This window comes from bacterium, from assembly GCA_013360215.1.
Lineage (GTDB): Bacteria > CLD3 > CLD3 > SB21 > SB21 > JABWCP01.
The window spans coordinates 1-25,367 of sequence record JABWCP010000023.1; the positions used below are offsets into that span (position 1 = coordinate 1).

Annotated in this window: 30 protein-coding genes; 24 read left to right on the forward strand and 6 right to left on the reverse strand. The window is 45.5% G+C overall.

The window, feature by feature from the left end; genetic code table 11:
• The 17 genes from HUU58_12450 to HUU58_12530 all read left to right on the forward strand — a co-directional run.
• Positions 1-768, forward strand: a 768-nt coding sequence (locus HUU58_12450) for an MBL fold metallo-hydrolase (protein ID NUN46480.1), incomplete at its 5' end; no start/stop codon positions are given.
• A 37-nt stretch (positions 769-805) separates the two neighbouring features.
• Positions 806-1,603, forward strand: a complete 798-nt coding sequence (locus HUU58_12455) for a 5'-nucleotidase, lipoprotein e(P4) family (protein ID NUN46481.1) — start codon at positions 806-808, stop codon at positions 1,601-1,603.
• Between the two features lie 88 nt (positions 1,604-1,691).
• Positions 1,692-2,276, forward strand: a complete 585-nt coding sequence (locus tag HUU58_12460) for an SGNH/GDSL hydrolase family protein (GenBank protein ID NUN46482.1) — start codon at positions 1,692-1,694, stop codon at positions 2,274-2,276.
• A gap of 66 nt (positions 2,277-2,342) precedes the next feature.
• On the forward strand, positions 2,343-2,681 hold the full coding sequence (locus HUU58_12465; GenBank protein NUN46483.1) for a hypothetical protein: 339 nt from the start codon (positions 2,343-2,345) through the stop codon (positions 2,679-2,681).
• A 207-nt stretch (positions 2,682-2,888) separates the two neighbouring features.
• The gene (thrS, locus tag HUU58_12470) at positions 2,889-4,823 is read left to right on the forward strand and encodes a threonine--tRNA ligase (GenBank protein NUN46484.1); all 1,935 of its coding nucleotides are present in this window, start codon (positions 2,889-2,891) and stop codon (positions 4,821-4,823) included.
• A gap of 52 nt (positions 4,824-4,875) precedes the next feature.
• Entirely contained in the window at positions 4,876-5,370 is a 495-nt protein-coding gene (locus HUU58_12475) for a translation initiation factor IF-3 (protein ID NUN46485.1), read from the forward strand.
• A 33-nt stretch (positions 5,371-5,403) separates the two neighbouring features.
• Positions 5,404-5,601 carry a 50S ribosomal protein L35 gene (rpmI, locus tag HUU58_12480; GenBank protein ID NUN46486.1) on the forward strand — a complete coding sequence of 66 codons (198 nt, stop codon included), beginning with the start codon at positions 5,404-5,406 and terminating at the stop codon, positions 5,599-5,601.
• 42 nt (positions 5,602-5,643) lie between these two features.
• Positions 5,644-5,997: a 50S ribosomal protein L20 gene (gene rplT / locus HUU58_12485; GenBank protein NUN46487.1), complete on the forward strand. Its 354-nt coding sequence runs from the start codon at positions 5,644-5,646 to the stop codon at positions 5,995-5,997.
• Positions 5,998-6,138: 141 nt separating this feature from the next.
• Positions 6,139-7,146, forward strand: a complete 1,008-nt coding sequence (gene pheS, locus HUU58_12490; protein ID NUN46488.1) for a phenylalanine--tRNA ligase subunit alpha — start codon at positions 6,139-6,141, stop codon at positions 7,144-7,146.
• 11 nt (positions 7,147-7,157) lie between these two features.
• The gene (locus HUU58_12495) at positions 7,158-7,358 is read left to right on the forward strand and encodes a hypothetical protein (GenBank protein NUN46489.1); all 201 of its coding nucleotides are present in this window, start codon (positions 7,158-7,160) and stop codon (positions 7,356-7,358) included.
• Positions 7,359-7,400: 42 nt separating this feature from the next.
• The gene (locus HUU58_12500; protein NUN46490.1) at positions 7,401-7,859 is read left to right on the forward strand and encodes a DUF4920 domain-containing protein; all 459 of its coding nucleotides are present in this window, start codon (positions 7,401-7,403) and stop codon (positions 7,857-7,859) included.
• 16 nt (positions 7,860-7,875) lie between these two features.
• A complete protein-coding gene (locus tag HUU58_12505) occupies positions 7,876-8,262 on the forward strand; it encodes a RidA family protein (GenBank protein NUN46491.1) in 387 nt (128 codons plus the stop codon).
• Positions 8,263-8,308: 46 nt separating this feature from the next.
• Positions 8,309-9,241, forward strand: a complete 933-nt coding sequence (locus tag HUU58_12510) for a diacylglycerol kinase family lipid kinase (GenBank protein ID NUN46492.1) — start codon at positions 8,309-8,311, stop codon at positions 9,239-9,241.
• Positions 9,242-9,243: 2 nt separating this feature from the next.
• Positions 9,244-10,878 (forward strand): hypothetical protein, encoded by a 1,635-nt coding sequence (locus HUU58_12515; protein ID NUN46493.1) that lies wholly within the window; start codon positions 9,244-9,246, stop codon positions 10,876-10,878.
• A 3-nt stretch (positions 10,879-10,881) separates the two neighbouring features.
• A complete protein-coding gene (locus HUU58_12520; GenBank protein ID NUN46494.1) occupies positions 10,882-11,265 on the forward strand; it encodes a response regulator in 384 nt (127 codons plus the stop codon).
• Between the two features lie 42 nt (positions 11,266-11,307).
• Positions 11,308-13,416: a hypothetical protein gene (locus HUU58_12525; GenBank protein NUN46495.1), complete on the forward strand. Its 2,109-nt coding sequence runs from the start codon at positions 11,308-11,310 to the stop codon at positions 13,414-13,416.
• Positions 13,413-14,657: a hypothetical protein gene (locus tag HUU58_12530; GenBank protein NUN46496.1), complete on the forward strand. Its 1,245-nt coding sequence runs from the start codon at positions 13,413-13,415 to the stop codon at positions 14,655-14,657. Before HUU58_12525 ends, HUU58_12530 begins: the two co-directional genes overlap by 4 nt.
• 21 nt (positions 14,658-14,678) lie before the next feature.
• Here the strand turns inward: HUU58_12530 and mog are convergent, their stop codons facing one another.
• Both mog and HUU58_12540 read right to left on the reverse strand, forming a co-directional pair.
• Positions 14,679-15,203 (reverse strand): molybdopterin adenylyltransferase, encoded by a 525-nt coding sequence (mog, locus tag HUU58_12535; GenBank protein ID NUN46497.1) that lies wholly within the window; start codon positions 15,201-15,203, stop codon positions 14,679-14,681.
• A 71-nt stretch (positions 15,204-15,274) separates the two neighbouring features.
• Positions 15,275-16,603 carry a GTPase gene (locus HUU58_12540; protein ID NUN46498.1) on the reverse strand — a complete coding sequence of 443 codons (1,329 nt, stop codon included), beginning with the start codon at positions 16,601-16,603 and terminating at the stop codon, positions 15,275-15,277.
• A gap of 154 nt (positions 16,604-16,757) precedes the next feature.
• Here HUU58_12540 and HUU58_12545 point away from each other — a divergent pair, with 154 nt between their 5' ends.
• On the forward strand, positions 16,758-17,327 hold the full coding sequence (locus HUU58_12545; GenBank protein ID NUN46499.1) for a hypothetical protein: 570 nt from the start codon (positions 16,758-16,760) through the stop codon (positions 17,325-17,327).
• A gap of 3 nt (positions 17,328-17,330) precedes the next feature.
• On the opposite strand, the gene HUU58_12550 is transcribed toward HUU58_12545, so the two are convergent.
• From HUU58_12550 to HUU58_12565, 4 genes are read right to left on the reverse strand one after another with little or no spacing between them, the layout of a single operon-like run.
• Positions 17,331-17,693 carry a VOC family protein gene (locus HUU58_12550; protein NUN46500.1) on the reverse strand — a complete coding sequence of 121 codons (363 nt, stop codon included), beginning with the start codon at positions 17,691-17,693 and terminating at the stop codon, positions 17,331-17,333.
• A gap of 2 nt (positions 17,694-17,695) precedes the next feature.
• On the reverse strand, positions 17,696-18,052 hold the full coding sequence (locus tag HUU58_12555) for an arsenate reductase (GenBank protein ID NUN46501.1): 357 nt from the start codon (positions 18,050-18,052) through the stop codon (positions 17,696-17,698).
• A 15-nt stretch (positions 18,053-18,067) separates the two neighbouring features.
• A complete protein-coding gene (locus HUU58_12560; protein ID NUN46502.1) occupies positions 18,068-18,526 on the reverse strand; it encodes a hypothetical protein in 459 nt (152 codons plus the stop codon).
• Between the two features lie 9 nt (positions 18,527-18,535).
• Positions 18,536-19,363: an aldo/keto reductase gene (locus HUU58_12565; GenBank protein ID NUN46503.1), complete on the reverse strand. Its 828-nt coding sequence runs from the start codon at positions 19,361-19,363 to the stop codon at positions 18,536-18,538.
• A 148-nt stretch (positions 19,364-19,511) separates the two neighbouring features.
• Between HUU58_12565 and HUU58_12570 the strand changes: the two genes are divergently transcribed.
• The 6 genes from HUU58_12570 to HUU58_12595 are packed head-to-tail and all read left to right on the forward strand — an operon-like array spanning position 19,512 to position 25,367.
• Positions 19,512-21,296 (forward strand): hypothetical protein, encoded by a 1,785-nt coding sequence (locus tag HUU58_12570; protein ID NUN46504.1) that lies wholly within the window; start codon positions 19,512-19,514, stop codon positions 21,294-21,296.
• Between the two features lie 26 nt (positions 21,297-21,322).
• A complete protein-coding gene (locus HUU58_12575) occupies positions 21,323-23,026 on the forward strand; it encodes an electron transfer flavoprotein-ubiquinone oxidoreductase (protein ID NUN46505.1) in 1,704 nt (567 codons plus the stop codon).
• A gap of 60 nt (positions 23,027-23,086) precedes the next feature.
• Complete coding sequence (locus tag HUU58_12580; GenBank protein ID NUN46506.1) at positions 23,087-24,421, forward strand: hypothetical protein; 1,335 nt, start codon at positions 23,087-23,089, stop codon at positions 24,419-24,421.
• A 24-nt stretch (positions 24,422-24,445) separates the two neighbouring features.
• Positions 24,446-24,856 carry a DoxX family protein gene (locus HUU58_12585; protein ID NUN46507.1) on the forward strand — a complete coding sequence of 137 codons (411 nt, stop codon included), beginning with the start codon at positions 24,446-24,448 and terminating at the stop codon, positions 24,854-24,856.
• Between the two features lie 2 nt (positions 24,857-24,858).
• Positions 24,859-25,041, forward strand: a complete 183-nt coding sequence (locus HUU58_12590) for a hypothetical protein (protein ID NUN46508.1) — start codon at positions 24,859-24,861, stop codon at positions 25,039-25,041.
• A gap of 11 nt (positions 25,042-25,052) precedes the next feature.
• On the forward strand, positions 25,053-25,367 hold the full coding sequence (locus HUU58_12595) for a heavy metal-binding domain-containing protein (GenBank protein NUN46509.1): 315 nt from the start codon (positions 25,053-25,055) through the stop codon (positions 25,365-25,367).

Below are 25,367 nucleotides of genomic sequence, written 5' to 3' on the forward strand. Positions count from 1 at the left end.
CTCATTTGTGAAAGTACCTACGGCAACAAAGTTCACGATCCGGTGAAAGAAATACACGGCGAATTTGTACAAGTGATCCAGGATGCCGTTGCGCGTAAAGGAAAGATTATCATTCCGGCCTTTAGTGTGGAGCGTACACAAGAGATCGTTTATCATCTCAATTTGCTGTATGAAAACAAAATTGTCCCTGAGATACCCGTATTTGTGGACAGTCCGCTTGCGGTGAATGTTACGGAGGTATTTCGCAAATACCCTGATTATTACGATAAAGATGCGCGTAATCTCCTGCAAAGCGGGGATAATCCCTTTTCGTTTGAAGGATTGCGCTATATTCGTGAAGTAAAAGATTCGATGAAGCTCAACGACATAAACGATCCGTGCATTATCATTTCGGCATCCGGTATGTGCGAAGCCGGGCGTATTTTACATCATCTGAAAAATAATATTGAGAATTCCAATAACACCGTGCTCATCGTAGGTTTTATGGCAGAGCATACGCTGGGCCGTAAATTGGTAGACAAGGCTGAGACGGTAAAAATATTTGGCGATATGTTTTCCGTAAAAGCGCGTGTTCATAAAATCAATTCGTTCAGTGGTCATGCGGATCGTACCGATTTGCTTAATTTTACCGAATTGGTCGGCAAACAAGCTTCCGTTTTTTTGGTACACGGCGAGGAAGCGCAAAGCGTGCCATTTGCGGAATCATTAAAAAGTAACGGATTTCGCCATGTTGAGATTCCAGAACGGCTTCAAAAAATAACATTATAAATAAATTATACTATAACCAGCTATTGTAAGGATGAGCATGAAACAGCATAATTTTTTAATCATGGGTGTGGTCTTTTTTGGATTAGCGTGTAGCCCGAAAGTCGAAAATAATAAAAAAACAACAGTCTCGCGAAATGAGTACACCATGGCCGCATTAAACTGGATGCAGATATCCGGTGAATACCGTGCCTTGTGTTATCAGGCTTTTAATGTTGCACGTATGACGCTCGATGTCGAGTTATCCAAAAAGCCAGCCAAAAAACCGGCGGTGGTTGTGGATATTGATGAGACAGTTTTAGATAACAGCCCATATCAGGCCCGCCAAATTGCCAACGGCGAACAATATCCGGTAGGATGGCAGTCGTGGACGGATGAAGCAAAGGCCATAGCTGTCCCGGGCGCCAAGGAGTTTTTAAATTATGCCGTTTCCAAGGGTGCAGATGTTTTTTATATCACCAACCGTCGCCCGTCCGAAGCACCGGGTACTTTGAATAATTTGCGTTCGCTTGGTTTTCCGCAAGCGGACACGTTGCATATTATGTTTCGCGAAGCGGAGTCCAATAAAGAAGCGCGCCGTCGTAAAGTCAGTGAAACACATTCTATTCTTGTAGTATGTGGCGATAACCTGAATGATTTATCCGATGCCTATGATGGCCGTCTGAATCCCGAACGTAACCAGCGTGTTGATCAGATGAAGAATGAATGGGGGCGTCGATTTATAGTTCTGCCTAATCCGTTATACGGTGATTGGGACGGTGCCATGTTTAATTATAATTTTAACCTATCCGATGCCGCAAAAGACAGCGCGCGCAAAGCTGTGCTAAGAATGAACTAGATGCATCATGCAATTTTGAACCACGCATCAAATCGAAGCGGTATGTTGTTGTATGTTTTACGCTGTACTGTTGATAGCGATTGATTAGATGAAGTCTAAAATCGTGCTCATCGTGTTCAGTGTTATTTTGTCTTTGCTTGTATGTGAAGTGATCGTACACTATGCATTCCCCGTCAACGAGGCGATGAATAAAATTTATATTGCCGACAGCGTGTATGCGACACGTACCGCGCCCTATCTTGATTTTACCTATTCCGATCTTGATGGAAGATCATTGACAATCGCAACCAATGGATATGGTCATCGTTGGGGGGAATACGATACGGCATCATGGCGGGATACCTCCGTAAAAAAGATATTATTGCTGGGAGATTCGTATACGTTTGGCGTGGCGGTCAATCAGCATGCGACGTTTGCATATCTCGTGGACTCTATATTGAATGCCGACAAGCACATCAAATCTCAGTATTCCATAATCAATGCGGGTGTCGGCGGCTGGTGTACCAAACAGGAGTTGTTATATGGAATCCGCCATCTGAACGTTTTTAACCCGGATATCGTCGTAATCACTTTTTGTCCAAACGATCCGATCGGTGATATGGTATTTGAAAACGGATTTAAACATAATACTACAACCGTGGCTCCTGATTTTTGGGGTAAAGAATTTTTATGACGCTATTTGCATTTGTATTTTATTGGCGCCTCGTACCTGCGGCGAATAAAAACAACGGGAAGTTTTGTGGCAGCTTTGAACGGTGAGGCGGATTTTAAACCGTTTGAAGTTTTGGATTCGGCATGGGTAAAAACCGTGGCGCAGTATAAGGACTTTTATGAAATTTTTAAGACATACAACCCGAAGGGAAGATTATTAATACAGACTTCGCATCCTTGGGATGAAGATTTGCAAAAGCGTTTTAGCGAATTGTCCAAAGAACTGAATGTGGAGTTTGTTGATTTATATGACCAGACGGTAATCATTCCGGAATATGAGCGACGATTTCCGCATGACGGTCACTGGTCGGAACGCATTCATCGTATGAGTGCCGAAGCATTATCCGCCAGAATTATAATACAATGATGGATGGTTGTCCAGGCAACGTATTTACTGTATATTAAAATTCTTATTGACAATCAGTATATTTTCGGCTACTATGGGCGCACTTTAATGCTGTCTTTAGTACAGCAATACAAAACGTTCTGACCTAAAAACCAGAACTACCGGATAACCCGATCGGCATCACTCAGCGGACGGGTTGAAAATAATCCCGGTTCACGATGTTAGAATATGGCACAAATTAATATCACGTTTCCAGACAACAGTGTTCGTTCCTTTGAATCCGGCATTACCCCGATGGCTGTCGCGACATCTATTTCGCGCGGCTTAGCGGAAAAATGTGTCGTTGCCGAAGTGAACGGTAAACAGGTGGATTTGTCCACTCCGATCACGGGCGATGCTTCGCTCAAACTTTTTACCTCGGATACCGCCGAAGGCATGCAGGTTTTCTGGCATTCGTCGGCGCACGTCATGGCTCAAGCCGTCAAGCGACTATGGCCGGAGGCCAAATTTGAAGACGGCCCACCGACCGAAGCGGGTTTTTTCTATGATATTTTGATTCCGGAAAAAATCAGTGAGGCCGATTTTGCCCGCATCGAAGCGGAGATGGAAAAAATCGCCAAAGAAAAACTTACCTATACACGTGCAGAACTGACACGAAGCGAAGCGATGGAGTTTTTCAAAAAGATCGGTCAGGATTTTAAACTGGATATCATCGAGCGTATTCCGGAAGGCGCTCCGATCAGCTCCTACACGCAAGGTGAATTTACAGATCTCTGCCGTGGTCCGCATATCCCGCATACGGGGATGATCAAGTCCTTTAAGATCATGTCGGTAGCCGGTGCCTTTTATAAAGGCGATGAAAATAATATTCAACTTCAGCGGTTACGTGCTATTAGCTTTCCGTCCAAGAAACAGCTTGATGAATATCTTACGATGCTTGAGGAGGCCAAAAAACGCGATCACCGCAAACTGGGCCGCGAACTTGAACTTTTTATGATTACGCCGATGATCGGCGGAGGGTTGCCGGTTTGGCTCCCCAATGGCACTTTGCTGCGCAGGACGTTGGAAAATTTTCTTAAAGACGAATTACTTCGACGCGGTTATCAGGAAGTGGTAACACCGCATATCGGAAATCTTAATTTGTATCGTACGTCCGGGCATTATCCCTATTATGCGGATTCTCAGTTTTCACCGATCAAAGTGGAAGACGAAGAATATATTCTAAAGCCGATGAATTGTCCGCATCATCATCAGATCTATGCTTCCAAGCCGAGAAGTTATCGTGATCTTCCGTTGCGATTGGCCGAATTTGGCACAGTATATCGTTATGAGCAGTCCGGTGAATTAAGCGGGCTTTCGCGCGTGCGCGGATTTACGCAAGATGATGCGCATATTTATTGCACGCACGACCAGCTTAAAAATGAATTGATCAACGCGATTGATTTAACGCAACTGGTCTTTAAAACATTTGGCATGCCCGTCAAAACGCGTCTGTCTTTCCGCGACCCCAAGACTCCGGATAAATATGCGGGATCCCCTGAAATGTGGGATCAAGCCGAACGCGAAATACATGAAGTAGCCGACGCCATGAAATTGGATTATTTTGTCGGTATCGGCGATGCGGCATTCTATGGGCCTAAATTTGATTTTATCGTGCGGGATGCTCTCGGGCGCCAATGGCAACTTGGCACCGTGCAAGTGGATTATGTGATGCCCGAGCGGTTTGGACTTGAGTTTATCGGTGGAGACGGGCAAAAACACCGCCCTGTAATTATACACCGTGCACCGTTTGGTTCGATGGAGCGATTTATTTCAATTCTGATCGAACATTTTGCCGGTAATTTTCCCGTATGGATCGCACCGGTTCAGGTTGCTGTGCTACCCATCTCCGACGCGCATACGTCGTATGCGGAACAGGTCAAAGCCGCTTTGGAAAAAGAAAAAATCCGTTGCCAACTGGATACGCGTAATGAGAAAATCGGTTATAAAATCCGCGAAGCGGAGATGAAAAAAATACCATACATTCTTGTCGTCGGTGAAAAAGAAATGCAAACACAAACCGTTGCGGTGCGCCGTCATGGCAAAGGCGATCAGGGTGCTGCCGGATTGGCGGAATTTATAGCGCAGGTCAAACAACAGATCGAAGACAAAATACTCGACTAATTACGTTTACTAAGTAAGGAGACCAGCCATCGGTAAGGAAGACAAAATTCGTATCAACGAGCAGATTCGCACACCCAAAGTGCGACTGATCGGACCCAAGGGTGAACAGATCGGTATCGTGGACATCAAAGAAGCGCTGCGCCGTTCTCAGGAAGAAGGCCAGGATCTTTTGGAAATCGTTCCTACAGCTGATCCGCCGGTTTGTAAAATTTTGGATTTTGGAAAATATCGCTATGAAATCCAAAAGCGTGAAAAAGAAGCGCGTAAAAAACAAACCCATACGGGCGAAGTCAAAGAATTGCGTTTCCGACCTGTCACGGACGATCACGACTACCAATTTAAGGTGAAACACGCTGTCAATTTTCTTAAAGACGGATATAAGGTCAAAATGGTCGTTGTTTATAAAGGCCGTGAAATTGCCAACAAAGAAGCCGGTATTCAATTGGCCGAGCGTATGGTGACGGATCTGGAATCCGTGGGCAAACTGGACGGTGAAATGAAATTCGAAGGTCGTAACATGGTTATGATCTTTATCAAAAATCGCTAATACAAAATAAATTAAACTAATAAGGAGCATCCCATGCCAAAAACTAAAACCAATAGCGGCGCAAAGAAGCGCTTTCATGTGACCGGCTCAGGCCGTATTCTCCGTAAGAAAGCAACGCATCGCCACAATATGAGCGCCAAATCCAATACCCGTAAATCCAATCAGGTCGGCAAAACGGAAGTGGCGGACTCGGATAACCATCGCATAAGCCATCTGCTTGGCTTGAAGTAATTGCAGGCGTAAACAAAGAAAAAAATTTAAAAGGAGAATACCATGCCACGTTCCACAAATAACCCGGCCAGTAAGGCCCGCCGGAAAAAGATTTTTAAGCAGGCTAAAGGTGCCTGGGGCAAGCGTAAAAATGTACTGCGCAGTGCGATCGAAACCGTCGAAAAAGGAATGACCTATGCGACGCGCGATCGTAAAGCCAACAAACGTAATTTCCGCAGCCTGTGGATTATTCGTATCAATGCGGCTGTCCGTGAACACGGCATGACGTATTCCAAATTCGTTGCCGCGCTGAAGAAAGCCAATGTTGACGTGAATCGTAAAATGCTGGCCGAATTGGCCATGAACGATGCAACGGCATTCAATAAACTTATTGAAGTGGCTAAAGCAGCGAACTAACTTCGCATAACAGACGAATGTGTAAAAGACATGCCACGCTATGCGGCATGTCTTTTTTTTGCTTCACAGGACGGCAAAAATCTTGCGAATACGTGTTTTTTTTGATACCATGTAAATGATGAATTTTTGAAGAAGGAAGTCATGGATTTCGAACAGATAAAATCGCAGTTTCAAAGTGATACCGACGGGCAAACATTGGATAAAGCCGCACTTGAACAACTGCAAATAAAATATCTTGGAAAAAAAGGTATTCTGACGCTGGCTACCGAAGCGCTCAAAGCGCTGCCGAAAGAGCAAAAGCCCCAATTCGGTAAAATGCTCAACGAAGTCAAACAAAGTGTTGAGGCGCGGTTGGCCGAAATCAAAGCGGCCGTGCAAGCGGCGGAAGTTGATCCGAAGGATGATTTTGATGCCACATTACCGGGGCGTCACGGATGGGTAGGGCACAATCATCCTTTGACGATCGTTCTCAATGATATCAAGCAGATTTTTTACGAGATGGGATTTACCATCGAAGACGGCCCGGAAGTCGAATTGGATTACTACAATTTTGAAACGGTAAATATTCCCAAAGACCATCCCGCACGCGATATGCAGGATACTTTTTTTATCAACGAAAATGTGGTTTTGCGTACGCACACGACACCCGTTCAGGCGCGCACCATGCAGCGTATGAAACCGCCGATCCGAATGATCTGTCCCGGCCGCGTTTACCGAAAAGACACACCCGACGCCACGCACCTTCCTTTTTTTAATCAAATCGAAGGGCTGGTAGTGGACGAACATGTCACGTTTGCTGACTTGAAAGGAACGCTTGCCGCGTTTGTTCATCGTTTGTTTGGCAATGATATCGGCGTTCGCTTTCGACCGTCGTTTTTTTCGTTCGTTGAGCCGGGAGCCGAAGTGGATATCAATTGTATATTTTGCCGCGGTAAAGGCTGCCGTACTTGTAAAAATTCCGGATGGATGGAAATTCTTGGGGCTGGTATGGTACATCCGCAATTATTTGATTACGCCGGTTATGAAAAAAATAAATATACCGGCTATGCTTTCGGTATGGGCTTGGACCGTATCGTCATGCCGTTGTACGGAATCAATGATTTAAGGCTTTTGATAGAAAATGACGTGCGTTTTCTCGAACAATTCTAATAAGGATTTTTATGTTTGGTTTAATACGATTGTTATTGGTCGGTGCCGTTGCGTATGCGGCTTTTCGTATCATTCGTAAATTATGGATTGTCACCGATCCTAAGAATAATCCGATGCGTAATTCCTCGCCGAGTGATAAAAATAAAGAAGTGCGAACGACCGTTTTCAATTCTGAAGATGTACAAGACGCCAAATTCAAAGACATTAAGTAAGATTAATTTCTAACTCTATAATAGTTTAATAAAGGAAAACATATGAAGTATTTTCTCAGTATAGTACTGGCTATGGCTTGGTTAGGTTGTTCCAAACCCGCACCGGCACCGCAAATGGATTCTTTTGGTAAAGGTGTGACCATGTCGGAAGTAACGCCGATCGCCCAAGCGGTGGCACAAGTTGGCAGCTACAAAGATAAGGAAATACTGATCGAATCCGAGATCAAATCGGTTTGCCAGAAAAAAGGCTGCTGGATGGAGATCGCAACGGAAAACCAACCGATGCGCATCACATTTGAAAACTATGGTTTTTTTGTTCCTAAAGATGCCGCCGGTCGTAAAGTAAAAGTACAGGGCAAAATCGAAGAGAAAGAAATTCCGCAAGACGAGGCACGCCATTATCTGGAAGATGCGGGTAAACCCAAAGAAGAAATTGAAAAAATCGTCGGCCCTCAAAAAGTGGTAACGATGGTAGCCTCCGGCGTTGCGATTGTAAAATAATTATTAACGAGGGAATATGCCCAAAGAATTTGTAAGAACAGAGCTGGCGCCGGCTCCGATCGGGCCGTACAATCAGGCAGTCATCGCCTCCGGCAAAATGATATTCACCTCCGGACAGATTGCGCTTGATCCCAAAACCGGACAGCTATTAACCGGCGATGTACGCCAGCAAACACGCCTGGTGCTTGAAAATCTTCGCGCGATACTTCGCGCCGGAGGAAGTGATCTGAATAAAATCATCAAAACATCGGTATTTCTCAAAGATATGAATGATTTTGCGGCAATGAATGAAACATATGCAGAATATATGTCGGAAGCCGCACCGGCACGATCCACCGTAGAAGTCGCACGCCTGCCCAAAGATGTGCTGGTGGAAATTGATTGTATAGCGCTCGTCGAATAAGCACGTTTTAAATAGTTCGTTTTCACTAAACAAACGGTGACGGTGTATGAGTAGGACAACCGGCAAGTGGTTTTGCGTCATCAATCCGGCGGCTAACCGCGGCAACGGTACGCGATGCGTACCGGAAGTGCGGCGCTTTCTGTCGGAACGAAATATCCCGCATGAAATATTGGTGACAACTCAATCCAGTGAAGCGATGCCGTATGTGGTAGAGCGCGCAGCGGATCACGATGTGATCATTGCCGCGGGCGGCGATGGTACGGTACACGAAGTTGTGAACGGATTGATGCAGGCTTATGCGCAGTCGGGTGGTCAACCTCCCAAAGCCGCACTGGGCGTACTTCCGATCGGATCCGGTAATGATTTTGCGAAAATGCTTCATATGCCTAAAGAACTTCGGCCGGCGTTGGAAGCGATCGCAACGGGTTCGCGTCGTTTGATCGATATTGGTCGTATCAGTGTGGACGGCGATCATGCGCGGTATTTCGACAATAATGTAGGTATCGGCTTCGATGCATATGTCAATTATGAAAGCATTCAGATCAAATCGCTGCGCGGCGTTTTGATTTATCTTGCGGCCGTATTCAAATCGCTTTTTAAATACCAGCATCCGATGGCGGAAATACGAATCAATGGCGAAACGATAAACAACAAAATTCTAATGATGACGACGGGCAACGGTTCATGCTCCGGCGGCGGATTTTATATCACACCCCATGCCAAAATTGACGACGGATGGTTGGATGTATGTATTGTGGATTCCCGCAGCAAATTAAAAATGCTGTTGGATCTGCCCACAGTCATGCAAGGCAAACATGATGGGGCGCCGGGCGTTCGTATGTACCGTACCAAAAATGTTCGCATTGCGTCGTCTGAGTTACTGCCGATCCATGCCGATGGGGAAGTCGTATCTATGGACGCCCACACCGTCGAATTAGAAGTAATGCCGACGGCTATTCACGCAATATTTGCGCACTGATTATGACACACATTCCGCACAGCGGCGATATTACCATCATCGAATACGATCTGACGCCTAAAGCGGCTTCACGTAAAAAGCCTGCGCAAACCGGTGATGTATCCATCGAAGGATTGATCACCGAAAACGTGATGGCGGAAGACGTACGCAGCGAAACTGAATTTAAAAAGAAAAAAAAGACGCGAAAAAAAAGTTCGGCTAAAAATGCAGATGATACTAATGCCGGCATCGAACTTGAAAAAATTGTTTATTCCAGCGAACACCTGACGACGATCGTCGATCACTTGACTGACCTCGCAACGGAGATCGAACATCAACGTTTACCGGATACACGCTCACCGGAGGTAACAACCCGTTGCTTTCAACTGCGTTCATGCCCGGACCATGATTGCGTAGCCTATCAGGCTTCGCATGCCCGCTGCTGGTATATCGCGGGTGAAATGTGCGGTTGCCGCACTCATCTGGGATTGCCGTCATGCTTCGAATGCCAGGTTTTTCAGGCGGCCGCAACCGAACCGCTGGCAAGGATGCGTGAAACTTATCTGTATGTGCTCGGCATGTTACGTCGCCGCAATGAAAAATTACGCACCATGCAGCGCGAGTCGGACTTGCTCAAAGAACGCATCAATCAGGTTCGGCGTATTCAAAGCAGTGAACAACTGTCGGAATTGGATGAGGTGTTTTTTGAACAAAGGCTGGTTGATGAGTTGGTTAAATTCTCGCGGCGCACGGACGAGTTTGAAACGGAACGGGATAAAAAACTATTTGAACAGCATAAAATACTCACGGAACAATTAGGCAGCGCCTATCTGCAATTGCAATCTGTGACGTCCGAGTTGGAGCGATCCAATAAACAATTGGAAGATAAAGTAACGGAGCGTACGGACGATCTCCGTAAGAGCAACATGGCTTTGCGCGAAGCCGTCAAACATTCGCAGGAAGCCGATCGTTTGAAATCGGAATTTATTGCTAATGTGAGCCACGAATTGCGTACACCTCTTAATTCGATTATCGGTTTTTCCAAGTTAATCATGGCCGGTGTTGACGGGCCGATAACGGAACGCCAGGGTACCGATTTGAATGCTATTTATAACAGCGGTAAACATTTACTGGAGATTATCAATAGCATCCTTGAGCTTTCCAAAATCGAGGCCGGTCGTACGGATCTGGATATCAAGTCGTTTACGCTGGAACCTATGGTGGATGAAATTATTGCCGCTACGCAATCACTGCTGGTCGGGCGTCCGCTGAAACTTGAGAAAAATATTGAATCGTCGTTGCCGGAAATCGAAGCCGATATGACGAAGATACGTCAGGTGATCTATAATCTGGTTTCTAATGCGGTTAAATTTACTGAAGAGGGGGCCATACTGATCAGCGCGGCTCGCGATGGCGACTGGATCATTGTACGCATCACAGATACCGGCATCGGCATTGATAAAGAACATATCCAATCTATTTTCGAGCGATTTCGTCAGGTAGACGGTTCAACCACGCGCAAAGCGGGCGGAACGGGTTTGGGGCTGAATATTGCTAAAAAATTTATCGAATTGCATCGCGGTCAGATGCATGTCGAAAGTCGCCCGGGCGAAGGCAGTACGTTTTCGTTTAAAATACCGATAAAACACACAATCTGACATATGAGCGGTAAACCCAAAAGCATTTTATACATCGAAGACAACGAACTCAATCGTTTACTGGTGCGCAGGTTACTCGAACATGCAGGGTTTGAAGTTTTCGAAGCCGGTGATGGGGCCAAAGGTGTCAAAGCAGCGGAGGAATTGAAACCCGATCTGATTTTGATGGATATTAATTTGCCGATCATGGACGGATTTGAAGCCACACGCCAAATTAAATCTAATCCTGAATTAAAACATATTCCTATCATAGCTATTACGTCCAACGCCATGCAAGGCGATCGTGAACGCACATTGGCTGCAGGTTGTGACGCGTACATTCGTAAACCGATCGATCCGGACGCTTTTCCCGGGCAAATTGCGCATTTTATCGAAGTTTTTTCCTGATTGCTCTTGCGCACGTGCGCCTTTTTTTTATATTTAAAAAATATGCCAAAAACATTTTATACCTACACGTTGATGTGGGTGAGCCTTGTGTCGGGGTTTACCTTTTTCTCTGCATGCGAAAAACCCGTTGAGCCTCAATTTACTTCCGCGTTACGATTTCCTCTGAGCAAAGACATCTACGATATTTTTGATTTGAAAAAAGATATCGAAAATGGAAAAGATTCGCTGGCCGTGGATATTATCAGCGATTCAGTAGTGATTCGTATTTTTGACAGAGAAACCATACATGCCGGAGACGAATTGAATGTGGATCCTACATCGGATTCGGCTGACGCGGCGATCAATAATGATCTCAAGGTTCGCGATTCCGTTGATATCAATTTGCGCTTGGGCGATTTGGCACCGGGTTTTTGGTCAGGTCTGCATGGTACGAATGCAGTTATTCCGGCTTTCAATATGCCGGGCAGTTACACTCCTACATCGCGCAATACAACGCAGTTTACTCAGTTTAAATCAGCGACGCTTTATAGCGGAAACGTAGCTTTACGATTTACCAATAATACAAGTTGCGCAATGGACTCGCTGAACGTGGTAATATTTAATTCGACATCGCGTACACGTATCGACAGTTTTGTCATCAAAAATATTCCGGCTACTTTAGGCAGCGTATCCCAAAAAAGTATCACGTATCCTGCGCCTTCATCCAAAGTTGTACGGGATTCGGTGACGATTCGTATAGCCGGTTATTCCAGTGGTTCGGGAAGCTCTGAACTGGTTGATTCGACCGCTGCGTTAGCCATTCACATTGTTTCTGATATCACGGCCTCATCGGTTACCGGTAAATTTCCGTCGCAAACTATCAGTAATACGGATTCTATTGTTTCCGATAGCCAGTCGGATATAGATTCGGCATACATAGAAAGAGGCAGCATTCGACTCAATATTCGTCCACTGGGGTTGTCCGTCAATGCGTCCGTTACTTTTACAATGTATGATTTTGTAGATAACAACGGTGTACCGTTAACGAGAAGTTTTAATATCATTGCTGGGCAAAACAGTACGCAGATACTTGACCTGAAAAATTATCGGCTTATTCCTAATTGGTCCGTTAGTAGCAGTCGTTTCGTGGATTATAGATACACGATTGTTACCGTTGCTTCTACTAATAATAATACAGTTATCTCCAACGGGAACGGTGTACGTGTCGTTGCCGTGGTTGATTCATTACATTTTTCTCGCATGCGCGGCACCTTGTCTAATGAAGATTTTACTATTTCCAATCGCAGTCAGGATGTCAATATTCGTGATTTAGACAGCATTCAGTTACGTTCTGCTTTTTTTGAAATCATCACTTCGCATCGTATTCCTTTCCCGGTCGCTATGTCAATGACGTTGACCGGCAAACGCGGAACGCGTTCGGCTTCGACGGTGATCAATGGCAGTCTTAATAAATACACATCGGGAACTGATCCGCAACGTGATACCTTGCGTACACCGTTAGCCGAATATGATGAAGTGGCTGCGCTTCTTAATCTTGTTCCGGATTCGATTTATGTCAGCGGTGGCGCGATAGTCGGCGACAATGTGGCCAACGGAATTATTACCAAACAAGACTCCATAGACGTGCGAATCAATCTGAGGGCTCCGCTTGTTTTTAAACTGCCCAACGACTCCACCAAAAACCGCATACGTCCGACGCCGCATGTGTTTGATGTCGGCGAAGGTACCCGAAAAAGAATTTATTCCAATTTGGAATCCGTTCGTATCACCGGCACAATTAAAAATCATTTCCCCGTTCCGGTGTCGGTTCAATTTATTATTGATAGCACCGCCGATGCAGCACGTTTTTATGATTCGACCAATGCTTATAAGTTGGTATATCCTTCTTCGCCTTTGATTATCGGTGCCGGTCAGGTTAATCCGTCAACCGGATTGGTTACTGCACCGACAACCACGACGCTTGATTACGCCCTCAATAAAACAGAATTTCAACGATTATTCGCGCCGGAGATAACAAAACGTTTCCGGGGTATCAAAGCCAAACTCATGCAAACGCCCGGGACAGATTTTGTAAAAGTCAGTTCGGCCGATTATGTGGATTTGGATACGGAGATCGAAATTGAAGTTCAAATCGATGAAAATTTACAATGAGAAAAATATTAATTTTAGTATATAGCTTTGTTTTCACTGCGTATGTTTATACGCAGGAAGAGGCGGATGCACGTGCGATAGGGATGGCGTTCGCTCAGACAGCCGTTTCCGAAAATACGGATGCTTACCGATGGAATCCGGCAAACCTTGGTTTGAATTACAAACTCAAACCGAAATTAACGATAGCGTACACCGGGTTTGGCTTTAACCATCGAAATAATATTTTTTCACGCACTGATTATAATAAATACAACGGGCGCGTTCTTTCGGAAGCCGACAAAGCGGATATTCGTGATCTTTTGAAAGGTAAGAAAGCGTTTGATTTTAACGGTTCCGGCGTCGCACGAGCACTCAGTGTGCAGTATAAAAATTATGCCGTCAATTTTGAAGCGGGTGGCAACGGAAATATGCAATTGCCGCGTGAAATTTTAGATGTAGTTTTTGCTAAAGATGCCTATGAAGTCGGTTCCGAAAACCTTAGCGCGCGTGGCAAGGGCGGCGGCATGGCCGCGTTGCGTACTTCGCTTTCGGCGGGTTTTCCGCTAACCGGTTTATTTGATAAACACATTCGCGAAATAGCCGTCGGCGCCACGCTTACGTATATGCGCGGAGTAAAACAAGTCACAATAAAAGATTTTCGTGCCTTTATAGCAGAGTCGGATAGTTTTATTACCGGAGCAAGATTTCACACGCGCCAGTCTTCCGGCGGTAATGGTTTTTCCGTTAGTTTTGGAGTCAGCGCTCAGATCAACAAAGAATGGTTTGCAGGCATTAGCGTGATAGACGTATATAGCAACATGCAGTGGGAAACACTGAATGAAAAACGTGTGGCCCAGTTTGATGTGCGCAGCGAGGATATTTTTAATGCCAAGAAAAAATCCGTAGATACGACGATTTACGGAGGACAATATTCTACCCGTTTGCCGGGAATACTTCGTGCCGGAGTCGGCTACCAACTGGATAAAGAATGGCTTTTAGCCGGCGATATTGAGGTGATACTACATAATGCGCCTGGAAATGTGACGTCTCGTATTGCAGTCGGAGCTGAAAACCACCGCTGGCGCAAGGTTATTCTTCGCAGTGGCCTCAGTGTCGGTGGTGTCAACCAAGGTTTAGATATGGCACTCGGTGCCGGTTTTTTGATGGGAAAAACAATTCTTGATGTGGGCACGAATAATCTCGAAGGTATGATTTCTCAACGCAGCTTCTCTTTTGCATTGCAAATAAAGACCGTATTTTAAAATCGCAAAATTCTTACGGAGTCATTCTTTTGGCCTAAAAGCTTTCACGGCATTGGCATGACATTCCAACTTTGGTCCCCCGATTAATTCAACACAATAAGGTACAGCGGGAAATACGGCATCTAAACATTCACGAATGGATTTGGGTTTTCCGGGAAGGTTGACGATCAACGTCTTACCGCGAATGCCGGCCGTTTGGCGTGAAAGAATGGCCGTTGGGACATACTGCAGCGATACAGCACGCATCAATTCGCCAAATCCCGGCATCATCTTATCGCACACAGCCTCCGTAGCTTCCGGCGTGACATCGCGCGGGGCAGGCCCTGTTCCGCCGGTCGTTACGATCAAGCAACATGCCTCACGATCCGCCATATCAGCCAATTCTTTTTCGATACTTGCTCTGTCGTCCGGTATAACTTTATAAACCGGCATCCAATCGGATCGCAGATACAGGCGCAATGCTTCCATAATCGCTTTACCGGAAAGATCTTCATACACACCGGCGCTGGCACGATCGGAAGCAGTGAGAATACCTATTTTGATCATATTATCTCCCAAAAAAATCCCGTCAGGAAGGTAATCATGACGGGATTGGAAGGGTAGAAAAAAATGAAACGTTATAATTTCATACGTTTCACGAATTTCTGTAACAATGTATCGAGATTGGGCGTGCCGATTTCTTGCAGGTCGTATCGCACACGCACGGAAGGCTTTTTTATGGTAATAATGCGATGTAGATCAATCGGCGTGCCGATGATCACTGTATCGCACGGGGTACGGTTGATCGTCGCTTCAAGGTCTTTGACTTGTTTGCTACCGTAGCCCATCGCGGGCAACAGGACGCCGATGTCGGGATATTTTTTGTAGGTTTCGGTGATACTCCCGGATGTGTAAGGACGCGGATCCACGATCATTCGTGCGCCGTATTTTTGTGCGGCCACCGTCCCGGCGCCAAATTTCATCTCACCATGCGTGAGCGTAGGGCCGTCTTCAACGACCAGCACGCGCTTTCCGATGATCTTCTCAGGATGTTCGACAAATATCGGCGAAGCGGCATCCACGATCACGGCTTTGGCATTGACTTGATGAATATGGTCACGCAGCAGATTGGTGGATTTCATATCAGCCGAATCTTCTTTATTGATGATTACAACATCGGCCATACGGAGATTGGCTTCGCTGGGATAATACAACAATTCATGCCCTGCGCGCAGCGGATCGGCTACCACGATATGCAGATCGGGTTTATAAAACGGCATGTCGTTATTACCGCCATCCCACAAAATCACATCCGCTTCTTTTTCGGCCTGACGTAAAATCGCTTCATAATCCACGCCGGCGTAAATGATTGTACCCGTTACGATGTGCGGTTCATATTCCTCAATTTCTTCGATCGTACACTTATGTTTTTTGAGATCCGCAAGCTGCGCAAAGCGTTGTACACGTTGTTTGGCCAAATCACCATAAGGCATAGGGTGGCGAATGGCCGCTACCTTAAGTCCGAGCGATTTGAGAATCGAAGAAACACGCCGCGTGGTTTGACTTTTTCCAGAACCTGTACGAACAGCGCAAATGGAAATCACCGGACGCTTACTGCGAATCATCGTGGGATCAGCGCCGAGGATTTTGAAATGCGCGCCCGCCGCATTGGCAATCGAGCTGCACGACATCAGATAATTGTAAGAGACATCACTGTAGGAAAAAACGACTTCGTCAATCCGGTATTTGCGTATCAATGCATCCAAATCTTTTTGCGGAAAAATCGGAATACCTTTCGGATAGAGTTTTCCCGCCAATGCCGACGGATATTTGCGTCCGTCAATATTGGGTATTTGATTCGCCGTAAAAGCAATGACTTCGTATGCTTTGTTATCGCGATAGATTACATTAAAATTATGAAAATCACGGCCGGCTGCGCCCATGATTAAAGTTCGAATACGTGCCATAAAAGAACCTCCGAGTTTACAACGTTATAACGTACAATAGGAAAATGCACACGGGTATGATCTCAGTCATGCAGAGATATGAGTAAACAATCCCTAAATGCTTGATTCATTATATTTGGCAGTCTATCTTAAATAAATATGCTTAGGATATCGAATGAAGAAATTTATCAAAGAAAATTGGGGGCGCTTTGTTTTTGAATTAATTACGATCATTGCGGGTGTTCTCATTGCATTAGCCGTAAATGAGGTAAGGCAAAATTATGCCCAACAAGAATTGGCCGAAACAGCGTTGAAAAGTATCGTCGCAGAAATCGAATCGAATAAAAAGTTTATCGAACAGCGATTGCCCTATCATCGTCGCATGGTGCATATATTGGATTCATTAGCATTAAAAAATGCCGATCGCCCGTTTCGCGATGTAGAGCGTTTGTCGGAGTGGCGCGGTATACAACCACCGATACTCAGCGATGCCGCATGGCAAACAGCGATTCAGTCCGGCGCTTTGGCTAAATCCGATTTTGAGAAGGTGACGCAAATTGCAAAATTATACTCGTTTCAGAATGCGTATATCCGCTGGGGCGATAATTATATAGCCGCAGTTATCGGGGGTGATCTCGCGTCCGTGGAACAGTATAAAAATCTTTTTTATGAAATGGGGACTACCGGCGGGGAACTTGTACTTTTTTATGCGTCAATTTTAAATGCTATACAAACAAATAAATGATCGTTATTTCAATGTAAAAAAACGCAGGCAATTTTGGTCGGTGTCTTTTACATACATTTCACGCGTACCCCATGTCTGATCCGTCGGTTGTAAATCGAGGGACACGTTTTTTTGTAAAAACTCATCGTACAAACGATCTACGTTTTCGACTAAGATATTCACCACACCGCCGAACTTCCCGTCTCCCGAAAAAGACGACAGATGCAAGACTACGTTATCACGCCAAACGACCATGTAACAGGGGTTTTCCATATCCTCTCGTGCACGGGTAGAAGTGTACATTTCAAAGCCAAGCACGCCGCAATAAAACGCTTCCGCCTGTCGTACGTCGCTTACATGCAGCAGAGGTATAGCCTGTTTCAGCATATTTATTTTTCTTTCAATGCATGCTTCAAACCGTCAACGGCTATCTTTGTATTACCTACAAATATCTGATCGTTTATAACGGCAACCGGGCGTTTGAGAAACGTGTATTCTTTGAGAATCAGATCGCGCATTTCTTTTTCCGTCAGTTCTTTTTCATGCAAATTCCATGCTCTGAATTTCATGGAACGTTTGCTGAATAATGCTTCGTAGGAACCGGCCAGTTTTTTCATAGCATCCAATTGATCCGGCGTGATGGTTTCTTCTTTTATATTTTGTAGTACTACATCTTTACCGGGTTTGACCGTTTTGAGAATTTTTTGGCAAGTGCTGCACGATGCCAAATAAAAAATACGTTTCATGGTGTGGTTGTTATTTTAGTTTTTGGTAATGCGTGCGTAGTAATAGTCTATTTGTCTCCAAGCGCCGCGGGAAGGGCCTTCGATATAGGCATGCAGCGAATCGGCCGATGTATGATGATAAGTGATGCGTTGCGGAAAGTCATTGGTGAAATTTTCAAAAACAGCTTTGTTGTCAGTTAACTGTACGAGCATAAAAGCCGTTAATGCCTGACCTTTGGGTTTGACATGATAACATAAAGTATCGTTGACGATTTCGAGGCGTACATCTTCGTACGTTATCGTATCGTTGTTTTTCAGCGTAACATTGTGTGCCGTAAAAAGCTGGGGTGCGGCGTGTGACCAGTTTTCGATAAATGTCATCGATCCTTTGGTGTATTGCCACGCGCCGAGCAGCCAATGCAATGCTTCGTATTCTGAACGGTGGTCACGTATGGGAACGAAAAGTAGTAAAACCAACATGATTAACTTGTACATATTTTCTCCTTAGGGGGTGTTTGTCGGGTCCCAAGCCACGCGCAAATTGCAGTTGAATGCATCCAGTCGTGCCATGTCTTGATCGGTAATATTAAAATCAAATACGGATGCATTTTCAGTAATGCGCGCCGGTTGTGCTGATTTAGGCAATACAACGATACCGTGTTGTAGCGCCCACCGAATCAATATTTGCGCGGGTGAGCGTTGATATACCGCGGCGATTTTAGACAGTTCCGGATCATTGATTTTTTGACCTTTGGTCAATGGACTATACGCTTCGAGTACGATACCGTTCGTTTTACAAAAGTTAAGCAGTTCATTTTGATAAAGCCAGGGATGAAATTCTACCTGATTGACCATCGGTTTGATGCGGGCGGATTGCAGCAGTTCATCTAAATGACGCTGCGTATAGTTGCTTACGCCGATGGCGCGGCACAGACCTTCTTCGTATAATTTTTCCAAAGCCTTCCAGCTTTCACCGCGTTTGCCGCTCACCGGATAGTGAATGAGATATAAATCAACATAGGTCAGATCGAGCAAAGATAGGCTTTCATGGAACGCACGAAGAGAACGATCGTACCCGTGATCATCATTCCACAGTTTTGTCGTGATAAAAACATTCTTTCGATCAAGCCCTGATTGTTTCAAAGCAACGCCGACGTCTTTTTCGTTTTTGTAAAAATGAGCCGTATCAATATGCCGGTAACCGCTACGCAAAGCAAAATCTACGGCCTTTCGTGTTTCATCACCCGGGCCGGTTCGCCAAACCCCTAAGCCGAAACAGGGTATGTTTACATCGTTGTACAGTCGTTGGGTAGAATGGATATTCAGTGACATATTGTTCAAAGGTTTACAAAATGAGTGTGTAATGTATCAATCTAATGCCGGCCATGGTGCATTCCAATACCAAAATTTACTTTGCCTTTGGCGGTGAAAGATAATAATTTCCGGCGTCTTTTGGGAACATCACAATATGAGGTTTTTTATGAGGTTACGTTACTGTTTGATCGCTTTTACGATGATTTCGGCCGCAGCTTGGGCGCAACACAAAACTATGCCCGAGACACTTTTTGAAGGCCGCTATGTCATGGTGTTGCTCAATAATAGGGATTCCGCGCAATTCATCAAAGCGCAGGAAATGGTAAATGATAATGACGGTCATATCATACACGCGTTTTTGCCAACCATTATCCAAGGCTATCTGACACGACGCGGTGAAGAAGTGCTTTGCCAAAGCGGATTGGTACGCGAAATCGTGGACTCGGTATTCACCGGCGATATGACGCGTATGTCGGAACGCGATCGGATGATCGTGCGCGTTTGGAATCAACAATTCAAACCGCTATTGGCGACACGAGGGCAGGAAGAGGACGGTGACAATGATCGCACGCCACGCGAGGTGCCCGGAAAATATCAGACCAGTGAATACATGATGGGATCCGTGGCCGTCGGTGTTGTTTTTGTAGAAAGCGACGGATCGCTGGAAAAAAGTACGGAAAACTGGGATGATTATTCCAAAGAAGATATGATATTTCAAATCCGTAAAGGGCTAGACTGGTGGGCTCAACAAGGCGGCTACCGTGCGAGTCTGACATGGAATTATGAATTTAAAGACGTGACGACGAAATACGAACCGATTACTCACGCATATAACGATGACGAAAATTGGGTGAATGACGCGGCGGCCAAATTGGGTTACGGTGCCGGTGACGGGCGTATGCTCTGTTATGAATATGCCAATGATTTGCGCCATCGTTACAAGACGGATTGGGCGTTTATCGTATTTGCCGTAGCGGCCGATAATGATGATGACGGTAATTGGAAAAACAGCGAAGCCGTCGCCTGGGCTAATCTGGGCGGGCCTTTGTTGGTGATCAACAACCGTTGCGACGGATGGGGACCGGAACGCGCATGGGAAGTGATGGCACATGAAACCGGGCATATTTTTAATGCGTTGGACGAATACCCCGGCGGATCACGCGGCAATTCGCGTACCGGTTTGCTCAATGTTATTAACGGTAACGCTGCCGACGGCGGCATCATCAATGAAGAATGTATAATGAAAGCGCATGGGGATCGCGCGTGCGATTTTACGCGTGGCCAGATCGGATGGATTGATGAAAACAGAGACGGTGTTTTTGTCAGCGATTATCTCAATATCTCGTCACGGTTTAATAAAAAAATGATGCTCGCGGAAGCCAAAAAAATCACGCCTTCCGATCTGAAAATTGATTTCGAAGATCCGCGCGTTCGTATGGAGATGGAGCGCAACAAAAAATTTTATAGCGATGATTTTAAAACCAATACGCGTGGGTGGAACGAAGACGGTGCGTCGTATATCCGAAACGGGGAGTACTCCATCACTAATACCACCAATTGGTTACAAGACGAATACAGTGACGTCGAAGTACGTGTCCGCGTGCGGTGGGAGAGCGGTTCCGTCTCGGATGCATTTGGCATGGATATGTACAGTCGCACGACCAATCAATTTTATACCTGCGTGATCAATCAACGCGGGGAAGTCATGGCTATGCAGATCAAAGCCGGCGAAGGATATTATCCCGAATGGAAAAAAGTAGCCTCGCTTCAGAAAACCGGTATCAACGAACTCGCTATGCGATGCGAAAAAAACACGATAACGATGTACGTCAATGGCGCGCAGGTTGCCAGCTACACGGATGACGGTGTGGATCAGCGCGGCGTCGGTTTGCGGGCAGACGAAGGCGTTCGTGCGGCATTTGACGATCTGGAAATCAAAAAAATAAAATAGTCTCATACGATACGAGGAGATAGAGTATGTCTGATATTCAACGCGATGTGCAGGAAATGGATGTAGTATTTGTCGGCGCCGGTCCTTCTAATTTGGCCTCGGCGTATCATCTCTCCCGTCTCATCAAAGAACATAACGAAGCCGTTGCTGCCGGAAAAAAACAGGGACAGAAACTGGAAATCATGGCGGCTATTGTCGAAAAAGGAAAAAACGTCGGCGATCATATGTTATCCGGTGCGATCCTTGATCCGTCGGCGATACGTGAACTGATGCCGGATTTTAAGGAAAAAGGATTTCCGATCGAATCCGAAGTCAGCGGTGAATCGGTTTATTTATTATCAGAATCCGGAAAAATTAAATTTCCGATCATTCCTCCGACGCTACAAAATCACGGAACATACATTGTTTCGCTTAATAAAATTGCCGATTGGCTCAAAACGCAGATCGAAAGCGAGTTTGGCGATAGCGTATTTATTCTTACCGAACAAACCGGTCGTGAAATGTTGTACGACGGTGACAAAGTGATCGGTGTACGGCTGGGCGATAAAAACGTGGATCATCACGGCAAACCGAAATCCAATTTTGAACCCGGCGCAGATATTCATGCCAAAGTAACAGTGCTCGGTGAAGGGCCGCGCGGAAGTTTGACTAAACAACTCGTACCGCGCCTCAAACTCAATGAAGATCGCAATCCGCAAGTGTATGGTACCGGAGTGAAAGAAATTTGGGAATTGCCGGCCGGTCGTCTCAAGAAAGGCATGGTTATTCATACAGCGGGGTGGCCGCTTCCAAGTAATCATTACGGTGGAAGTTGGCTCTATATGATGAGCGACACGACATGTTCGATAGGATTCGTTTCGGCATTGGATTACAGCAATCCATCGTTTGATCCGCACGGCGCGTTTACCAAATTTAAAACCCATCCTTACATTGCCGGATTGCTCGAAGGCGGTAAAATGGTTTCCTACGGAGCTAAAACGGTTTCTGAAGGTGGCTATTGGTCCATGCCCAAACTGTATGCCGACGGCGTAGTATTGGTCGGCGAATCCGGCGGGTTTCTGAATATTTCCAGACTTAAGGGCATTCACCTCTCGATGAAATCGGGCATGCTGGCGGCGGAGGCAATCTTTGAAGCGTTGCTCAAAAATGATTTTTCATCCCAATCGCTCAAGCGTTATGATGATCTTTTCCGCGCAAGCTGGGCTTACAAAGAAATGTGGGATGCTCGCAACTGGCGACAAAATTTCACCGGCAGTTTTTACAGCGGCATGATGAAAGCCGGATTGCAGATATATCTGACAGGCGGGGGAACAAAATCCCGCGTCCCGCTGCATGAGGATTACAAGCACATGAAAAAAATATCGGAAGCCGGTGCAGCTATCGAAAAAGTCAAAGCCGATGAAAAACTGACGTTTGAAAAACTTACAGACGTTTATTACTCCGGCACTAAGCATGAAGAACATCAGCCATGCCATTTGGTGATCACACCGGACGATCTGGCGAATATTTGTAATACCCGATGCAAAGAAGAATATGGCAATCCATGCCAGCACTTCTGTCCTGCGCAGGTATACAATATGATCACACCCGAAGCGGGTAAACCGACACAATTGCGTATTGATTTTTCTAATTGCGTACATTGCAAGACTTGCGATATCGCCGATCCTTATCAGGTTATCAATTGGGTTACGCCCGAGGGCGGGGGCGGGCCTGTTTATAAGAATATGTAAACAAAAAATGGGGGTTTTATGAAAAAGGGAAAAAGAGTAAAGAGAAGAGATATTAGTAGTATGAAGTTAGGTTGGTTTATCCTGTTAATTACGGTTTGTATGTCGAACGTCAATTCGCAGGAAGCACAGGCGTATTTTGATGATGGTGGTAAGATGGCGGTTATTGACGCGTCGACCAATACCAGGCTCAATTTATTCCCGTCGTATGAAGGCTTTATCGAGGCACGTCTATTTGAAACGGAAGACGGCGAATACATGCTTGAAATTTTGTATCAAGCCAACCATAAAATACTGCGTCAGCGTATTCCTCAAAATGGGGATCAGGTGCGTGCGCTCCGCGAACGTATTGCCTCAGGTAAAACTCAACAACAAGCGTCGGTTATCAATCAGGAAGGGCGCGTGCGTTTGTTATCGGTCGCTGCCGGAGCTTCATTGGGTTATTATGCCATAGCTGTACCGATCATCGCGAAAGTTGAAGGACGCGCCGCCGTAGGATTGTATTTACTAACCGGGGGCCTTGGTTTTTATGTTCCGTACCAGATTACTAAAAACATGTCTATCACTCATGGTGCGGCAGATGGTTATACCTATGGTTTGTTTCATGGTGCAGGTTACGGGGCAGCAATAAATTTTTTAGCTTCCGGAGGCGATATTACAGGTCGTCAATTTTTATTTTCGACCAGTGTCGGCAGTATAGCCGGAAGCATATTGGGGTATCAATATGCTAAACGTAATAATCTTTCTTCCGGCGATGTCGCCGTGTACAATATCGGCGGATTATATGGAACAGGGATGGGGCTCGGTGCCGCGGCGCTCACAGAAACAAAAAAATCTCGTATTTACGCGGCCTCCGGTTTAGTAGGAAATATGGCAGGACTGGTTATTGGCCATTCGTTTTTGAATGCGCAACACTATACGTCCGGCGATATGGATATGGTTATGAATTCAGGTGCTTTAGGTGCCTATCTTTTACCGTCCGTTCTTCTGCCGACTAAATTAAAAGATAATCGCATCTACATCGCTGCAACGATGACCGGTGGAACACTTGGTTTGATGATGGGCAATAATCTGATCCGTGGCAAGGATTTTACGGCTTCTCAGTCGCGCGTAATTGCACTGGGCGGCGCAGCGGGTTTACTGACAGGTGCCGGCATAGCCTATCTTGTTGCTCCGGAGGACAAACCGCGTTGGTACGTCGCATCCAGTGCCGTCGGTGGTTTGATCGGGTTCTCATGGATGTATGCCTCAAATAAAGATAAAGTAGAACACGAATCCGGAAATAAAACATCGTTAAAAATTCGATTTATGCCTGAAAATTATCTGATGGCAAAGTTGGCGCGGCACGAAAGAAATTCACCGGGTTTACCAATAATAACAGCGAAATTAATTTTTTAAATTAACTATCTACTTCAGGAATGTATGTTTAGCTTTTTCCAACGCCACTCTCATATTGCCGTTTTATTTCTTCGCATCGGGACAGGCTTCGTTTTTATCTATCACGGATACAATAAAATATTTGCACCGGGCGGGATCGAACGATTCACAGGATATCTTTCCGGTTTAGGGTTTCCATTACCGTCCATGTTAGCCTATATGTCGGGTGGAGTTGAGTTTTTCGGAGGATGTATGCTCGCGCTGGGATTGCTTACACGCCAGGCGAGCCTGTTGTTGATCGTCAATATGCTGGTAGCCGTTTTTATCGCACATCGCCATGATACCTATTCGCAAAAAGAACATGCGATACAAATGCTGGTTCTTTCGATCGGTACGCTCTACAGCGGCAGCGGCGCATTCTCGTTAGAGAATCTGGTTAAAAAACACGGAGACTAAACATGACGTACAGTGAAATGAAAAAGATGTGCGAAGATATTGATTATTACGCCGGTCACAAATTAAAACCTGATGACGCGTACGAATTCAAAAAATTGTATAACCGAATCAAAGATGACGAAGATCTGGATAGTTTGTCGCAGGAAAAATTGAGAAAAATTCATGATATATATCTTAAAAAATAAGGAAGAGTGCTATGCTGGTTGTAACCACCAATAACATCGAAGGCAAATCCATCAAGACATATTACGGCGTCGTCGGAGGGGAAGCTATCCTCGGCGCTAATATTTTCCGTGATTTTTTTGCGGGTATACGCGACATCGTCGGCGGCCGTTCGGCATCGTATGAAGAGGAATTGCGCAAAGCCAAAGGTATTGCAATACAAGAAATGGAAGCGCAAGCCGCGGCGTTGGGAGCCAATGCCGTGATCGGAGTAGATCTGGATTATGAGACTATCGGTCAAAGTATGCTGATGGTCACAGCGGCGGGTACGGCCGTTTACATCGAATAA

Bases quoted from the DNA above. Each gene is read 5' to 3' on its own strand.
- HUU58_12455 (NUN46481.1), top strand. From the start codon at position 806: ATGAAACAGCATAATTTTTTAATCATGGGTGTGGTCTTTTTTGGATTA.
- HUU58_12460 (NUN46482.1), top strand. From the start codon at position 1,692: ATGAAGTCTAAAATCGTGCTCATCGTGTTCAGTGTTATTTTGTCTTTG.
- thrS (NUN46484.1), top strand. From the start codon at position 2,889: ATGGCACAAATTAATATCACGTTTCCAGACAACAGTGTTCGTTCCTTT.
- rpmI (NUN46486.1), top strand. From the start codon at position 5,404: ATGCCAAAAACTAAAACCAATAGCGGCGCAAAGAAGCGCTTTCATGTG.
- rplT (NUN46487.1), top strand. From the start codon at position 5,644: ATGCCACGTTCCACAAATAACCCGGCCAGTAAGGCCCGCCGGAAAAAG.
- pheS (NUN46488.1), top strand. From the start codon at position 6,139: ATGGATTTCGAACAGATAAAATCGCAGTTTCAAAGTGATACCGACGGG.
- HUU58_12495 (NUN46489.1), top strand. From the start codon at position 7,158: ATGTTTGGTTTAATACGATTGTTATTGGTCGGTGCCGTTGCGTATGCG.
- HUU58_12500 (NUN46490.1), top strand. From the start codon at position 7,401: ATGAAGTATTTTCTCAGTATAGTACTGGCTATGGCTTGGTTAGGTTGT.
- HUU58_12505 (NUN46491.1), top strand. From the start codon at position 7,876: ATGCCCAAAGAATTTGTAAGAACAGAGCTGGCGCCGGCTCCGATCGGG.
- HUU58_12510 (NUN46492.1), top strand. From the start codon at position 8,309: ATGAGTAGGACAACCGGCAAGTGGTTTTGCGTCATCAATCCGGCGGCT.
- HUU58_12515 (NUN46493.1), top strand. From the start codon at position 9,244: ATGACACACATTCCGCACAGCGGCGATATTACCATCATCGAATACGAT.
- HUU58_12520 (NUN46494.1), top strand. From the start codon at position 10,882: ATGAGCGGTAAACCCAAAAGCATTTTATACATCGAAGACAACGAACTC.
- HUU58_12525 (NUN46495.1), top strand. From the start codon at position 11,308: ATGCCAAAAACATTTTATACCTACACGTTGATGTGGGTGAGCCTTGTG.
- HUU58_12530 (NUN46496.1), top strand. From the start codon at position 13,413: ATGAGAAAAATATTAATTTTAGTATATAGCTTTGTTTTCACTGCGTAT.
- mog (NUN46497.1), bottom strand. From the start codon at position 15,203: ATGATCAAAATAGGTATTCTCACTGCTTCCGATCGTGCCAGCGCCGGT.
- HUU58_12540 (NUN46498.1), bottom strand. From the start codon at position 16,603: ATGGCACGTATTCGAACTTTAATCATGGGCGCAGCCGGCCGTGATTTT.
- HUU58_12545 (NUN46499.1), top strand. From the start codon at position 16,758: ATGAAGAAATTTATCAAAGAAAATTGGGGGCGCTTTGTTTTTGAATTA.
- HUU58_12550 (NUN46500.1), bottom strand. From the start codon at position 17,693: ATGCTGAAACAGGCTATACCTCTGCTGCATGTAAGCGACGTACGACAG.
- HUU58_12555 (NUN46501.1), bottom strand. From the start codon at position 18,052: ATGAAACGTATTTTTTATTTGGCATCGTGCAGCACTTGCCAAAAAATT.
- HUU58_12560 (NUN46502.1), bottom strand. From the start codon at position 18,526: ATGTACAAGTTAATCATGTTGGTTTTACTACTTTTCGTTCCCATACGT.
- HUU58_12565 (NUN46503.1), bottom strand. From the start codon at position 19,363: ATGTCACTGAATATCCATTCTACCCAACGACTGTACAACGATGTAAAC.
- HUU58_12570 (NUN46504.1), top strand. From the start codon at position 19,512: ATGAGGTTACGTTACTGTTTGATCGCTTTTACGATGATTTCGGCCGCA.
- HUU58_12575 (NUN46505.1), top strand. From the start codon at position 21,323: ATGTCTGATATTCAACGCGATGTGCAGGAAATGGATGTAGTATTTGTC.
- HUU58_12580 (NUN46506.1), top strand. From the start codon at position 23,087: ATGAAGTTAGGTTGGTTTATCCTGTTAATTACGGTTTGTATGTCGAAC.
- HUU58_12585 (NUN46507.1), top strand. From the start codon at position 24,446: ATGTTTAGCTTTTTCCAACGCCACTCTCATATTGCCGTTTTATTTCTT.
- HUU58_12590 (NUN46508.1), top strand. From the start codon at position 24,859: ATGACGTACAGTGAAATGAAAAAGATGTGCGAAGATATTGATTATTAC.
- HUU58_12595 (NUN46509.1), top strand. From the start codon at position 25,053: ATGCTGGTTGTAACCACCAATAACATCGAAGGCAAATCCATCAAGACA.